The following is a 14335-nucleotide window of genomic DNA, read 5'->3' on the forward strand; positions in this document are numbered from 1 at the left end:
CCTCATGCGCCTAGCCAGGCAATCGGCATACTCTGCGGTATGACTGCTACAACCATCAAGGTGCCGAAGGCAACGCGTGACCGGCTGCACCGCCTGGCGGCAGCACACGGATTGACGTTAGCCCAGCAAATCGACCGACTGATCGATGAGAGTGCGGCGAAACCACGCCCAACGACCGGTGGATACCGCAGCGACCGACCGCTCAACGCCGAGGAAATCGATGAGCAGTTGGCTCGAGGCTTCGGCGAGTGACCGCATTCATCGTCGACACCAGTGCCATCCTCGCCGCCTTCGACGAGGCATATCCGGCGCAGCCGGTCATCGCGCGCACCCTCGAGGAGACGGACGATCTGCTTATCGTCTCCCCCTGATCATCGCCGAAGCCAACTACATGCTGTCGTCCCGACTGGGGGCAGACGCCGCGCGTGCCTTTGGTCAGGATGTCGTGACAGGCGCGTATGAGCTGGCCGAGTGGACTGCCGAAGACCATGCCGTGGCGCTGGCTATTACCCGCAAGTTCGATGGCCCCAAGGACTACATCGGAATCGCAGACGCGTCCAATGTCGTGCTGGCAGACCGTTACCGCACAACCTCGATTGTGACATTGGACCAGCGTCACTTCCGCCAGCTTCGTCCACTCTGGGGCTCGGACCACTTCACTCTCTTGCCTTACGACGCCGACCATCCGGCCCCAGCGTGACGGGCGAAGTCAGTTCGCGCTGAGCACCAACCCCGAGGTCGGGACGCCAGTGCCCGCGGTAACCAGGATGTTCTCCAAGTTGTCCACAGGGTTGACGGAGGTGCCGCGGATCTGCCGGACCGCCTCGGCGATCCCGTTCATACCGTGGATATAGGCCTCGCCGAGCTGCCCGCCGTGGGTATTGAGCGGTAAGCGGCCGCCGACTTCGATCGCGCCGTCGGCAATGAAATCCTTTGCCTCGCCGCGCCCGCAGAAACCGAGTTCCTCCAACTGCATGAGGACGAACGGGGTGAAGTGGTCGTAGAGGATGGCGGCCTGCATATCCTCCGGACGCAGACCGCTCTGTTCCCAGAGTTGATCGCCGACCAGTCCCATCTCCGGCAGGCCGGTGAGGGCATCGCGGTAGTAGCTGGTCATGACATACTGGTCCACACCGGAACCCTGTGCGGCGGCGGCGATTACGGCCGGACGCTGCGGCAGATCCCGAGCACGCTCGACACTGGTGACCACGATCGCGACACCGCCGTCGGATTCCTGGCAGCAGTCGAGCAGATGCAGCGGTTCGGCGATCCAACGCGAATTCTGGTGGTCTTCCAGTGTGATGGGCTTGCCGTAGAAGAAGGCGGCCGGATTCACCGCGGCATGTTTGCGGTCCGCCACGGCGACGCGGCCGAAGTCCGCGCTCGTCGCGCCGTACACATGCATATACCGGCGCGCGACCATGGCCACCTGCGCGGCCGGTGTCCCCAACCCCTGTGGATAGGACCAGCCCGCATCGATGCCCGATGAAGTCGGCGCGGTGGCCAACGCGGTGGAGAACTGGCCGAAACGCGATACCGAACGCTCGTTGAAGGCGCGGTAAGCGACAACTACATCGGCGACGCCGGTGGCGACCGCCATGGCCGCCTGCTGAATGGTGGCGCAGGCCGCACCACCGCCATATCCGATGTGGCTGAAGAACTTCAGCTGCGGAATACCGACCGCGCGTGCCACCGCCGCCTGAGTGTTGGTATCCATGGTGAAGGTTGTCAGGCCGTCCACATCGGCCGGCGTGAGACCAGCGTCGGCGAGCGCGGCGGTGACCGCCTCTGCGGCCAACCGCAATTCGCTGCGGCCGGAGTCCTTGGAGAAGTCGGTGGCGCCGATGCCGACGATGGCGGCCCGGCCGGAAATCCCGGTGTTGCTGTCAGCGGTCATCATGGCCTCCGCAGTGCGATAACGGCTTTCGCCGTGATGTGGTCACCGAGGCTGTCGCGACCGACGACATCGATATGGATGTCATCGCCATGGATCGCGGAGACGGTGCCGGAAAGCGTCAGGGTGTCACCGGCATACAGCGGCACACCCAGGCGCAGCGCGACCGACTTGACGATGGCGCGCGGTCCGGCCCAGTCGGTGACGAAGCGCTGTACCAGCCCGGTATCGGTGAGGATATTGACGAAGATGTCCTTGGAACCGCGGGCAACCGCCTTGTCCCTATCGTGGTGTACATCCTGAAAGTCCCTGGTGGCCAAGGCTGTACTGATCACGAAGGTCGGATCCGCGGTGATGACCAGCTCGGGCAGCACGGTGCCGACCTGCACGGTGGTCGGTTCGATGTAGGTCATGCGACCACCCGCCAGACCGGCAGCACGGCATCGTCGTCGAGCTTCTCGAACTCCACCTGCACCGGAAGACCGATCTTCACCTCGGCCGGATCGACGCCGCGCAGCTCACCGAGCATCCGCACCCCCTCCGCCAATTCGACCAGCGCGACCACGAAAGGCAGTTGCCGCCCGGGCACTTTCGGCGCGTGATGCACGACATAACTGAACACTTCACCGCGCCCGGAAGCGACGACATAGTCGGTCTGCTCCGACTTGTCCTGCCACAGCGCCGGAATCGGCGGATGCCGCAGCGTGCCGTCCGGTAGCCGCTGGATCCGCAACTCGCCGAGCTTGGTCCCCTCCCAGAAGAATTCGGTATCCCAAGAGACCAGCGGTTTGACCCGTTCGCCCGCAGGGGCTTTCGATGTGCCCGGCGCGAACTTCAGCAGCCGGAACAGCATTTCCGCGACGATCTCGTCACCGACGTGCCAGCTGGTCTGGAAGGTGACGAACCATCCCTCACCCAGCGCGGTCTTCTTCGGCCCGCGGATCTCGGACAGCCTGCTGGTCACCGAGATCTGCTCGCCGACGTTCACATACCGGTGATAGGTCTGCTGGCAGTCGGTGGCGACGACGGAGGTGTAGCCCGCGCTGTCGAGCAGCTCGGTGACCTGCGCCATCGGATCATCGGACGGACGTGAACCATTGAGCCCGAACATGGTCCACACCTGCGCCATGGCCGGTGGGGCCACGGTGCCTGGATGTCCGGCGGCACGCGCGGCGTCCTCGTCGACGTAGATCGGATTGCGGTCCCCGAGCGCCTCCACCCAGTTGTTGATCATCGGTTGGTTCACCGGGTCACGCCCGAGGCGTGGCGCGCAATCACCGGCCGCGATGATCTTCTCGGCGGCTTCGGTAATCGCTTCCGGAGTCATGGTTTCCGGCACGCGCGGCTCCTTGTCGTCGTGGCGTACCGCGCGAAGGCGCGCGGATTCATCGAGGTACCCGAGGCAGTTTCAGCCCGGAGGAGGCGACCAGTTCGCGCATCACCTCATTGACGCCGCCGCCGAAGGTCACCACCAGATTCTGTTTGGTTCTGCGGTCCAGCCAGGTCAGCAGTTCGGCGGTGTCCGGATCGGCCGGATCGCCGTAGTGCCCGACGACCTCCTCGGCCAGTCGGCCCGCCTCCTGCAGCGATTCGGTGGAATACACCTTGGTGGCCGATGCATCGGCGATCACGGTGGCCTGGTCACCGTTGACGGTCGCGGCGACCTGCCAGTTCAACAGTTCGTTGAGCCGAGCCATGGCGTGGATGCGGCCGAGTGAGCGGCGCACATCGGCCTCGGCGAGCACACCGCGCGATTGCGCCCATTCGCGTACCCGGTCGTAGAGCTGTTCGATCTTGCCGGATGGGCCGAGGCTCACCCGCTCGTGGTTGAGCTGGGTGGTGATCAGCCGCCAGCCCTTGTTCTCCTCGCCCACCAGCATGTTGGCGGGCACCCGGACATTGTCGAAATAGGTGGCGTTGGTGTGGTGCGCACCGTCGCAGGTGATGATCGGAGTCCAGGAGTAGCCGGGATCGGTGGTGTCCACGATCAGGATCGTGATGCCACGGTGCCGCGATTCGACCGAGCCGGTCCGGCAGGCCAGCCAGATGTAATCGGCCTCATGCGCACCGGTGGTGAAGATCTTCTGCCCGTTGACGATCCAGTCCCCGGATTCGTCGCGTACCGCACTCGTGCGCAGCGCGGCGAGGTCGGTGCCCGCCTCCGGTTCGGAGTATCCGATCGCGAAATGGATATCGCCGGAAAGGATTCCGGGCAGGAACTTGGCCTTCTGCTCGTCGGTGCCGAAGCTCTGCAGCGTCGGTCCGACTGTCAACAAAGTGACCAGCGGCAGCGGCACATCCGCGCGCACCGCCTCATTGAAGAAGATCTGCTGTTCCATCGGCCCGAAGCCCTGGCCGCCGAACTCCTTCGGCCACCCGACACCGAGCCAACCGTCCGCACCCATCCGTCGCACCACCGCGCGGTAGGCATCACCGTGCCGGTTGATCGCCATCTCGGCCTCCTCTTCGGGAGTCACGAGATCGGCGAAGTACGTGCGCAATTCATCGCGCAGCTTGCGCTGCTCCGCGGTCAGGTCGATGAACATCTGGCCCCCAATCGATCGAGTCGCAATGATTCGCCGCCGAGCCAGCGGGCGATGTCCTTGGCCTGTGAGTAGTAGCGGTGCATCGGGTGGGTCACATCGACCCCGAGGCCACCGTGCAGGTGATGGCATTTCTGCATGGCGGCGGGCAGTTCCGAGGCCACGGTGTAGGCGAGCACATCCAGGTCGTCATCGATGCGCTCCTGATGCAGCGGTGTCGAATCCGGCTGTGCCAGTGCCCAGTTCGCCGAAACCGCGGCGGTGTGCAGGGTCCGCGACACGACGTACACATCGGCGATCTGCTGGGCGACCGCCTGGAATTCGGCTAACGGCCGATTGAACTGACGTCGGGTCCGCAGGTGCTCGGCCGTCAGCACCAGCGCACCTTTGAGCAGTCCGTCCGCGGTCGCGCCGATCGAGGCGATCGCCAGGCGGTGCAATTCAGCGATGCCGCCGGGCAGCAGCTGCTCGGCCGGAATCTCGACCTGGTCCAGTCGCACCGAACATTCCGGAATCCCACCGGAGGCGGGTGACGGCGTCAGGGTGAGCCCGGCCGAATCCGAATTCACCAGTGCGATACCGGAATTCGTTGGAATCAAAAGCCAACGCGCCTGCTCCGCATACGGCACCGCCACCTTGTGACCGGTGATGCGCACGGTGTCGCCCTCGGAAACCGCGGTGGTCTCCGGCTTAACCACGAACGGGTTCGCACGCTCGCTCAGTGCGGCGGTGAGTACCGCGCCCTTGGCCAGCTCCGGATAGACCCGCTCGGCGACACTGTCCGGCAATGCGGCAAGCAGCGGCAATAGGCCGAAGCCGAGGGTCGGCAGTGCGGGTACCGCCACCGCTTCGGTGGCCAGTTCGGTCAAAAGGACCGAGACCTCCGGCAAGCCCATGCCGTCACCGCCGAACCGTTCCGGCAGCGCGAGCGAGAGCAGTCCGGTCTCGATCAGACTCGGCCACAGCTCGATATCGCGTGCCGGTTCACGCTCCAGCAAACTCACGACGACCTCGGCCACGGCATCCTGGCCCTCGTCCCGGGTGAAGTCCACGCTTTACTCCCAGTTGTTCGGTCGACTAGCTGTCGGCGTCGCGCGGCAGTCCGAGGATTCGCTCACCGGCCACGGTCAACAGAATCTGCTCGGTTCCACCAGCGATCGACAGACAGCGCGTGAGCAGGAACCCTTTTACCACCTCTGAGTCCTGCGCACCGGTTGGGCCTGCCGTCTCCACCGCGAATTCGGCCACTGCCTGGCGGTGGCGGACACCGACGAGTTTGCGCACACTGCTCTGCGCTCCCGGATCACCGCCCGCCAGCATTCGAACCGCGGCACGCTGTTCCAGCAATAATCCAGCGATCGCATCGGCGACGAAGCCGCCGAGTCGATCGTTCAATAGCTCCGCACCGGGCCCGGTGGCGGGCAGCTTGGCAATGAGCTCCTCGAGCACCGGCCCGATCCCATTGCCGCCCATGGCGACTCGTTCGGTCGACAGGGTGGACCGGGCGATCTTCCAGCCGTTGTTCAGCGCGCCGACCAGACAGTCGTCGGGCACGAACACATCGTCGAGGAAGACCTCGCTGAAGCGCGCCTCCCCGGTGATCTGCACCAGCGGACGCACCTCGAGTCCGGTACTGCGCATATCGACGAGGAAATAGCTGATACCGCGATGCTTCGGTGCGTCCGGATCGGTGCGTGCCAGGCAGATCGCCCAGTTCGCCCGATCACCCAACGAGGTCCACACCTTCTGTCCGCGAAGCACCCAACCGCCGTCGACCTTCTTGGCGGTGGTGCGCAGCGCCGCCAGATCCGACCCGGCCTCCGGCTCACTGAACAGCTGACACCAGATCACCTCGCCGCGCAGCGTCGGCCAGGCGAAGCGGTCGACCTGCTCCTGCGTGCCGTGTTGCAGCAGGGTCGGAATGGCCCAGCCGCCGATCGCCAGATCCGGCGATTCCAGGCCCGCGCGCCGCAGTTCCTCCGAAATCACCAGACCCGTCATGGGATTGGCGCCACGCCCGTACGGTGCGGGCCAGTGCGGCATGGCTAGCCCGGCGTCGACCAGCGCATCGCGCTGCCGATCGACCGGCAGCGCGGCGATCGCGGCCACCTGCGCGGCCAGCTCGTTCGCATTGCTGTCGTCGAGTTCGACACCGGCTGTTTCCGATCCGCGATCCCAGCCGTGGTTCCGCGCCGCTGCGCCCTCCGGGTCCGTCGCTTGCGCCGCAGAGGCGAACACCCGATCCGCGCCGGTGGTCCGACGCTGCCCGGCCCGAGTCAGCTCGGTAACCCTGGCCCGCCAGCGCGCCGATCCACCGAGCAGCTGCCGCAGCGCGGTGGCCCGGCGCAGATAGAAGTGCGCGTCGTGCTCCCAGGTGAAACCGATGCCGCCGAGCACCTGGATGCAGTCCTTGGCGGTCTCGACCGCGGCATCCAGCGATATCGCCGCGGCGATGGCGGCCGCGATGGGCAGTTCCGCACCGCCCTCGTCGACGGCGGCCGCGGCATCGGCCGCGACGGAGCGGATCAGCTCCGCCCGGCACAGCATCCACGCGCAAATGTGTTTGAGCGCTTGGAAAGAGCCGATCTTACGACCGAATTGCTCACGCACCTTGGCGTATTCGACGGCGGTCTCCAGGCACCAGCCAGCCACACCGGCGAGTTCGGCCGAAACCAAGACCGCGAGAAGATCTTCCACCGCATGCGGCGACTCGAACACCCGGTCGGCGGGCACTCGTACCTCGGCGCAGTGCACGCGCGCCAGTGGCGTACTCGGGTCAGCAGGGGCAAGCGCCTCGATGCGCAGGCCGTCGGCATCGGGCCCGATCACGCACCAGCGCAACCCATCCGGAGTCCGCACCGGCAACAGCACCGAAGTGCCCGGCGCGGCGCCGAGCACCGATTCCCAGACACCCGTGAGCGACAACTCCTCGGATGCGGACGGTAAGCTCACCACGTCCCCGACAACGAAGTCGAGCGCGACCCCGCACGGCATATCCTCGGCGAGCGCGCCCGCGGTGACCAGGTTCGCCAATGCGGTGGACAGCACCGGCCCACCGACCAGATCGTGCGCCGCCTGCTCGACCAAAACCGCGAGGTCGGCGACCGATCCACCGTGGCCACCGGCCGCTTCGGCAATGGCGACCCGGAAAATTCCGAAGTCCGCCAACCCCGGCCAATACGCGCGCCAGAAGTCCGTCGGTTCGTCCCGCATTGTTGCAATCGGACGTACCGATCCGGCCCATCCGCGCATCGACTCCTGAACGGCTTTATGCTCGTCAGTGGTGGCGATGGTCACAGTCCGTACCGCCTTTCCGGCGTGACTCCCACACCTAGAACATGTTCTAATATCCTAGCTGGGCGGAAGTCAAGAGACGACCGATGCCCGTTGCCGGAATGCAGGAAAGGACTCTCATCAATGGCCAGTCCCTCCCGATCGCAGCCAGCCGATTCGAATGCGGCGGGGCGAGCATCGGCTACCGCGACGGTCACGACGCTGAGCGAGGACGAGCTCAGCTCGGCCGCGCAGCGGGAACGGCGTAAGCGAATTCTGGACGCGACGCTCGCACTGGCTTCCAAGGGCGGCTACGACGCGGTGCAGATGCGCGCGGTGGCCGAACGCGCCGATGTCGCGGTCGGCACGCTCTACCGGTATTTCCCGTCCAAGGTGCATCTGCTCGTTTCCGCGCTGTCGCGGGAATTCGAGCAGATCGAGGGCAAACGCAAACCACTTGCCGGTCAGACGCCGAACGAACGCATGCATCTGCTGCTGACCCAGATCACTCGGATGATGCAGCGCGACCCATTGCTCACCGAGGCGATGACGCGGGCGTTCATGTTCGCCGATGCCTCGGCGGCCGCGGAGGTCGATCGCGTCGGCAAGGTGATGGACCGGGTATTCGCCAGGGCCATGAACGATGGCGAGCCCACCGAACGCCAGTTGGCGATCGCGCGGGTGATAAGCGATGTCTGGTTGTCGAATCTGGTCGCCTGGCTGACCAGACGCGCCTCTGCCACCGATGTGACCGAGCGACTGGAACTCACCGTGGATCTGCTACTCGGCGACAACGGCGCCAACCGCTAGCGATCGCTTGCTGGCCGCTCGAAAAGGTCGGTAGCAAGCACCGATCAGCTCATGCTCGGCAAATCCACCGTGGCTCTCGCGCAGTATCAATCCGATCCGCCGACGTGAGCCTGCACACGCTGGTAGTTGTGTAAAAACGCGTCAGCTGGGCAGATCCAGTAAGGGGCGGCTTGACGTGTGCGTAATCATGCGCACGCGACGCGGCACGCTTCGGTGCGGCAAATAGAACACAGTATTGTCACGCGTGCCCCTGAAAAAACTCCTCCGATCACTAGGTTGGATGCGTGAGCGCACAGGATCTGCCACTGGAACTTCGCCGTGCACTGTCGACGGTCGCGCGCGTGCCACGGCTTTTGGTCGCATCGGACTACGACGGGACAATCGCACCCATCGTGTCCGACCCGGCCAAAGCCTTTCCCCATCGGGAATCGGTAAGCGCGCTACGAGCGCTTGCCGGTCTCACCGGAACGACCGCCGCCGTGATCTCCGGCCGTGCACTGCGAGATCTCGCGGCATTGTCGCGACTTCCGGTCGAGGTGCAACTTATCGGTAGTCATGGTTCGGAATTCGATGTGGGTTTCGTCCACGCCATCGACAATGACGCCAAACAACTACTGGTCGAAGTACAGACCAGTCTGACGCAGATCGCCGCGGAAAATCCCGGCGCCAGCGTCGAGATCAAACCGGCCAGCGTCGCGCTGCATGTGCGCAACGCGAGTCCGGAAATCGGGCTGCGCGCACTGAAGGCGGTGCGCCAGGGGGCGGCCTGTTGGGTCGGCGTGCAGGTGACAGAGGGTAAATCGGTTATCGAGCTCGCGGTGATCCAGACGGATAAGGGCGTCGCGCTCGATACCGTCCGGCATCAGGAGGGCGCGTCGGCGGCGGTGTTCTTCGGCGACGATGTCACCGATGAGAAGGCCTTCCGCATGCTGTCCGGTCCGGATGTCGGCATCAAGGTCGGCGAGGGCGAGAGCCTGGCCAAATATCGGGTGGACAGCACCGAGGCGGTGTCCTGGGCGCTGGCCTACCTGCTCGAGGAGCGGCGCACCTGGTTGGCCGGTGCGAGCGCGCCGCGCATCGAGCGGCTGAGCATGCTGGCCAGTCCGCGCTCGGTGGCGCTGCTCACACCCGACGCGACGGTCACCTGGTTCTGCCATCCGGAGCCGGATTCGGCCGCGGTCTTCGCCCATCTGCTCGGCGGACCACAGGCCGGACACTTCACCATCGAACCGGAACGCCCCGGGTTGCCGCTGTCGCAGCGCTACGTCGACGGCACCATGACCGTCGAAACCCGCTGGGCCAAACTGCAAGTGGTGGACTACCTGCCGCACGATGTGGCACCCACCCGCACCGACCTGACCCGAGTGATCACCGGCGATGCCAAGGCGGTCGTCACCTTCGCGCCCCGACCGGAATTCGGCCAGGTGCCGGTCAGCATCGAAATCGAATCGAACGGTCTGCGCGTGGTCGGCACCAATGATCCGATGGTGCTGCGCTCGCCCGGTGTGCACTGGCAGATCCAGTCCGACGGCATGCACAGCTCCGCGCGCGCGGTCGTTGATCCGTCCCGTGGCCCGATCGTGCTGGAAATGCGCTGCGGCACTCAGGATCTCGCGCCCGCCATGGTCAGCGAGCCGGAGCGGCGCCGGGATGCCGAGGACTACTGGTCCAAGTGGGCGGCCAAACTGCAACTGCCGCCGCTCAAGCCGGATCTGATGAAGCGTTCGGCGCTCACGCTGCGCGGACTGGTGCACGCGCCGTCGGGTTCCATCCTGGCCGCCGCCACCACCTCGCTGCCGGAAGATATCGGCGGCGTACGCAACTGGGACTACCGCTACTGCTGGCTGCGTGATGCCTCGCTCACCGCACAGGCACTGGTTTCACTGGGCTCGCTGACCGAGGCCGAGGAATTCCTCGGCTGGGTACACCGGGTCCTGGAGACGCTGCCCGGGCCGGAGCGCCTGCACCCGCTGTACACGCTCTACGGCGAAACCCTGCCGCCCGAGGCATCGATCGATCAGCTGCCCGGCTATGCGGGTTCGCGTCCGGTGCGCGTCGGTAACGCCGCGAATATGCAAGTGCAGCTGGATGTTTTCGGTCCGATCGTCGACCTCATCGCATCGCTGGCACATGGCCGCGAGGCGAAGGGGCTGACGGATCCGGCCAAGGCGCTGCCGGACGCCGACTGGGAACTGGTGCACGCCATGGTCTCCGCGGTGCAGCGGCGCTGGCAGGAACCCGACCATGGCATCTGGGAGATCCGCGGCAACCCGCGCCACCACGTGTACTCCAAGGTGATGGGCTGGCTGACCGTGGACCGGGCGATCACCCTCGCGCAGCGGTTCCAGCGTCAAATCGATCCGCTCTGGATCACGTTGCGCGAGACCATCGCCGACGAGGTGAAGACCAAGGGCTGGAACGATGACGTCCAGTCCTACACCGCCGCCTACGACGGCACCGATCTGGACGCGGCGACCCTGCACATCGGCCTGAGCGGACTGATCGAGCCGTCGGATCCGCGTTTCGCGGCCACGGTCGTCGCCACCGAGGCGGAACTGCGCAGCGGTTCCACGGTGTACCGGTACCACCACGACGACGGCCTGCCCGGCGGCGAGGGCGGCTTCCACTTGTGCGCGGCCTGGTTGGTCGAGGCGTATCTGCTGATCGGTAAGCGCTCGGACGCCGAGGCGCTGTTCGCGCAGCTGGTCGACGTCGCCGGACCGACGGGCCTGCTCAGTGAGGAGTACGACCCGGTCGCCGAGCGCTCACTCGGCAACCATCCACAGGCATACAGCCACCTCGGCCTGCTGCGCTGTGCACAGCTGTTGGGTAAGCCGGTGGAGGCGTTCGTCTGAGTCGACCACTCCGGGCCCCGCGAACCAATCGGTTCGCGGGGCCCGCCCATATCCGGCGCATAGTGATGCGGCGAACATCGACTCGTGCTTCAGCAGGGCATCCTGCTACAGTTCAAATGGTAACGATTTCCATTATGATCTAGAGCCAGCTCAGATCTGCCGCATTACCAGGAGTACCCCGCGCGTGAACACACGGATTGCCATCAAATTCGCCGGTATCGCCGTGGGGATAGCCACCACACTGGCGCTCACCGCATGCGGTAGTTCGAAGGCTTCGGATAAGCCGAGCATCGTAGCCTCCACCAATGTGTGGGGCAATATCGCGGCAACCATCGCCGGCCCCGATGCCTCGGTGACCTCACTGATCACCGATCCCGCCGCCGATCCGCATTCGCACGAGACCTCGGCGGTGGAATCGGCCGAGATCAGCGATGCCGATCTGATCGTCTTCAACGGCGGCGGCTACGACGAGTTCGTCGAGAAGGCCATCCAGGGCAAGGACAAGCACACCGTCGACGCCTTCGAATCCCGCACCGATAAGAGCGACGAGAACGAGCACGTCTTCTACGACATCGCCACGGTGAGCACGGTCGCCGACCGGATCGCGAGCACCCTCGGCGCAATCGACTCCGCCCACGCCGCCGCCTACACCGACCGCGCCGCCGCATTCAAGAGCCAGCTGACCGCGATCACCGCCATCGCCACCAAGATCGCCGGTGAGCACCCCAAGACCCCTGTCCTGCAGACCGAGCCCCTCGCGCACTACCTACTGGTCGCCGCCGGAACCCAGGATCTGACGCCGCACGAATTCCAGGAAGCGATCGAGCAAGAGACCGATCCGGCTCCAGCCGCCGTCGCCGCCACCCAGGATCTGCTGACCGGTAAGAAGGTCCGCGCCCTCATCTACAACATCCAGACCGAGGACAAGATCACCAAGGATTTGCGGGCGCTCGCGCAGTCGAACGGGCTGCCCATTGTCGAGGTAACCGAAACGCTGCCCGACGGTGTCGATTACATTCAGTGGCAGACCAAGAACGCCCAGGCCCTGGCCGCGGCGCTGGCCTGATCGAAATGACAGCATCGCGTAGCGATTCCGTGAGGGGTGGCGGTCGGGTGACGGGTGGGCGAGCATCGCGCGGCGATTCGATGAGGGGTGGTGACCCGGTGCCGGGTGGGCCCATGGGAGTTGCGCTGACCACCGAAGACACCGTGCAGCGGCGGTCCGATACCCGCTCGGCCGCGGTAGAACTCGATTCCGCCAGCCTGTCATTCGGCGAACGCAGGCTCTGGCAAGGGCTGGATCTCGAGATCGCGGCCGGTGAATTCGTCGCCGTTCTCGGGCCGAACGGGTCGGGCAAGACCTCGCTGCTGAAGGTGCTGCTCGGTCAGCTCGCGCTGAGCTCCGGCACCGCGCATATCGGGGGATTGCCCGCACGTGCGGGCAATCCCGATATCGGCTATGTGCCGCAACAGAAGACGATCGATGCGGGAGTGCAGCTGCGCGGGGTCGATCTGGTCGGACTCGGCGTCGACGGGCACCGCTGGGGCATCGGACTGCGTCGTCGGGCCGAGCGCAAACGCAAGGTCCGCGCCGCCATCGCCGATGTGGGCGCGGAGAAATTCGCCTATGCGCCACTGGAGTCCATGTCCGGCGGCGAACAACAGCGGCTACGGGTGGCGCAGGCGTTGGTCGGCGATCCCAAGGTACTGCTGTGCGATGAACCGCTATTGAGCCTGGACCTGGCGAACCAGCGATTGGTTTCGGAGCTTATCGATCGACGCAGGCGAACCCATGATACGGCAGTACTTTTCGTGACACACGAGATCAATCCCATTCTGCCGCTGGTAGATCGGGTGCTGTACCTGGTCGACGGGAAGTTCCGGATCGGCACGCCCGATGAGGTAATGACCTCCGCGGTGCTCTCGGAGCTGTACCAGACCGAGGTCGATGTGCTTCGGGTGCGCGGGCGGCTCGTCGTGGTCGGCACCGGCGACACCATGGACGCCCTCGGTGCGGCCGGGGCCCAACATTGCGACGGCGCAACACTTTCCGATGCACTGCCGCAAACGAGCGGGGTTCGTTCGTGATCGACAAGCTCGCCGATGTCGTCTCGAAGATGTTCGACTTCAGCACCACCGCTGACCTACTGTCCTACTCCTTCGTCCAGCAGGCGGTGTTCGCGGCCGCGCTGCTCGGGCTGCTGGCCGGTGTGATCGGACCACTGATCATCAGCAGGCAGATGTCGTTCGCGGTGCACGGCACCAGCGAGCTCTCGCTGACCGGTGCGGCCGCCGCGCTGCTCGCCGGAATCGGGGTCGGGCTGGGTGCGATCGTCGGCTCGGTGGTGGCGGCGGTGCTGTTCGGTCTGCTCGGAACCAAAGCCAGGGAACGCGATTCGGTGATCGCGGTGGTGCTGTCGTTCGGACTCGGACTCTCGGTGCTGTTCCTATGGCTCGGTCCCGAACGCGCCGGGTCGAAGTTCTCGCTGCTGACCGGTCAGGTGGTCAGCGTCGGCTACAACGGGCTGGCGTTGCTGTTGACCTGCACCGTTTTGGTCCTCGCCGTCCTTGCGGTGGTATACCGGCCGCTGCTTTTCGCGAGTTCGGACCCCGAAGTCGCCCTCGCACGCGGAGTTCCGGTGCGAGCGCTTTCGGTGGTGTTCGCGGTCATGCTCGGCATTACCGCTGCCTTCGGTGTGCAGATCGTGGGTGCGCTGCTGGTACTCGCCCTGCTCATCACCCCCGCGGCCGCGGCGGCCCAGCTGACCGCGAATCCGGTGCGAGCCACGATCCTCGCGGTCCTGTTCGCGGAAACGGCGGCGCTGGGCGGCATCGTATTGTCCCTCGCCCCCGGCGTCCCGGTCTCCACCTTCGTCACCACCATCTCCTTCCTCATCTACCTCATCTGCCGCCTCATCGGCCCGCGCCGCCGTCAGGCCGCACGCACTCACTGACCCCAC

At 65.5% G+C, this 14335-nt stretch carries 14 protein-coding genes; 8 read left to right on the top strand and 6 right to left on the bottom strand.

The features are described from left to right. Nucleotides 1-39 precede the first annotated feature (39 nt). From ACIBG0_RS18705 to ACIBG0_RS18715, 3 genes are all read left to right on the top strand, one after another. Nucleotides 40-252: a hypothetical protein gene (locus ACIBG0_RS18705; protein ID WP_364357537.1), complete on the top strand. Its 213-nt coding sequence runs from the start codon at nucleotides 40-42 to the stop codon at nucleotides 250-252. Further along, nucleotides 249-371 carry a hypothetical protein gene (locus ACIBG0_RS18710; RefSeq protein WP_397033949.1) on the top strand — a complete coding sequence of 41 codons (123 nt, stop codon included), beginning with the start codon at nucleotides 249-251 and terminating at the stop codon, nucleotides 369-371. Before ACIBG0_RS18705 ends, ACIBG0_RS18710 begins: the two co-directional genes overlap by 4 nt. 74 nt (nucleotides 372-445) lie before the next feature. Continuing rightward, on the top strand, nucleotides 446-700 hold the full coding sequence (locus ACIBG0_RS18715) for a hypothetical protein (protein WP_397033951.1): 255 nt from the start codon (nucleotides 446-448) through the stop codon (nucleotides 698-700). Between the two features lie 9 nt (nucleotides 701-709). Here ACIBG0_RS18715 and ACIBG0_RS18720 read toward each other — a convergent pair whose 3' ends face one another. The 6 genes from ACIBG0_RS18720 to ACIBG0_RS18745 are packed head-to-tail and all read right to left on the bottom strand — an operon-like array spanning nucleotide 710 to nucleotide 7689. After that, nucleotides 710-1897 carry a lipid-transfer protein gene (locus tag ACIBG0_RS18720; protein ID WP_397033953.1) on the bottom strand — a complete coding sequence of 396 codons (1188 nt, stop codon included), beginning with the start codon at nucleotides 1895-1897 and terminating at the stop codon, nucleotides 710-712. After that, entirely contained in the window at nucleotides 1897-2307 is a 411-nt protein-coding gene (locus ACIBG0_RS18725; RefSeq protein WP_397033954.1) for a MaoC family dehydratase, read from the bottom strand. Before ACIBG0_RS18725 ends, ACIBG0_RS18720 begins: the two co-directional genes overlap by 1 nt. Beyond that, the gene (locus tag ACIBG0_RS18730; RefSeq protein WP_397034089.1) at nucleotides 2304-3221 is read right to left on the bottom strand and encodes a bifunctional MaoC family dehydratase N-terminal/OB-fold nucleic acid binding domain-containing protein; all 918 of its coding nucleotides are present in this window, start codon (nucleotides 3219-3221) and stop codon (nucleotides 2304-2306) included. The genes ACIBG0_RS18725 and ACIBG0_RS18730 overlap by 4 nt, the downstream gene beginning before the upstream one ends. A 58-nt stretch (nucleotides 3222-3279) precedes the next feature. Continuing rightward, a complete protein-coding gene (locus ACIBG0_RS18735) occupies nucleotides 3280-4440 on the bottom strand; it encodes an acyl-CoA dehydrogenase family protein (RefSeq protein WP_397033956.1) in 1161 nt (386 codons plus the stop codon). Beyond that, entirely contained in the window at nucleotides 4425-5489 is a 1065-nt protein-coding gene (locus ACIBG0_RS18740; RefSeq protein ID WP_397033958.1) for an acyl-CoA dehydrogenase family protein, read from the bottom strand. The genes ACIBG0_RS18735 and ACIBG0_RS18740 overlap by 16 nt, the downstream gene beginning before the upstream one ends. 25 nt (nucleotides 5490-5514) lie before the next feature. Continuing rightward, on the bottom strand, nucleotides 5515-7689 hold the full coding sequence (locus tag ACIBG0_RS18745) for an acyl-CoA dehydrogenase family protein (protein WP_397034091.1): 2175 nt from the start codon (nucleotides 7687-7689) through the stop codon (nucleotides 5515-5517). Between the two features lie 165 nt (nucleotides 7690-7854). Between ACIBG0_RS18745 and kstR the strand changes: the two genes are divergently transcribed. The 5 genes from kstR to ACIBG0_RS18770 all read left to right on the top strand — a co-directional run bounded on the left by kstR (nucleotide 7855) and on the right by ACIBG0_RS18770 (nucleotide 14329). Beyond that, nucleotides 7855-8520 carry a cholesterol catabolism transcriptional regulator KstR gene (kstR, locus tag ACIBG0_RS18750; protein WP_364357558.1) on the top strand — a complete coding sequence of 222 codons (666 nt, stop codon included), beginning with the start codon at nucleotides 7855-7857 and terminating at the stop codon, nucleotides 8518-8520. 284 nt (nucleotides 8521-8804) lie between these two features. Beyond that, entirely contained in the window at nucleotides 8805-11375 is a 2571-nt protein-coding gene (otsB, locus tag ACIBG0_RS18755; RefSeq protein ID WP_397033960.1) for a trehalose-phosphatase, read from the top strand. 184 nt (nucleotides 11376-11559) lie between these two features. Continuing rightward, a complete protein-coding gene (locus ACIBG0_RS18760) occupies nucleotides 11560-12441 on the top strand; it encodes a metal ABC transporter solute-binding protein, Zn/Mn family (RefSeq protein ID WP_397033962.1) in 882 nt (293 codons plus the stop codon). Between the two features lie 113 nt (nucleotides 12442-12554). After that, nucleotides 12555-13463: a metal ABC transporter ATP-binding protein gene (locus ACIBG0_RS18765; RefSeq protein ID WP_397033963.1), complete on the top strand. Its 909-nt coding sequence runs from the start codon at nucleotides 12555-12557 to the stop codon at nucleotides 13461-13463. Beyond that, nucleotides 13460-14329 (top strand): metal ABC transporter permease, encoded by an 870-nt coding sequence (locus ACIBG0_RS18770; RefSeq protein WP_397033964.1) that lies wholly within the window; start codon nucleotides 13460-13462, stop codon nucleotides 14327-14329. Before ACIBG0_RS18765 ends, ACIBG0_RS18770 begins: the two co-directional genes overlap by 4 nt. Nucleotides 14330-14335: the final 6 nt, after the last annotated feature.

The organism is Nocardia sp. NPDC050630, from assembly GCF_044457245.1.
GTDB lineage: Bacteria > Actinomycetota > Actinomycetes > Mycobacteriales > Mycobacteriaceae > Nocardia.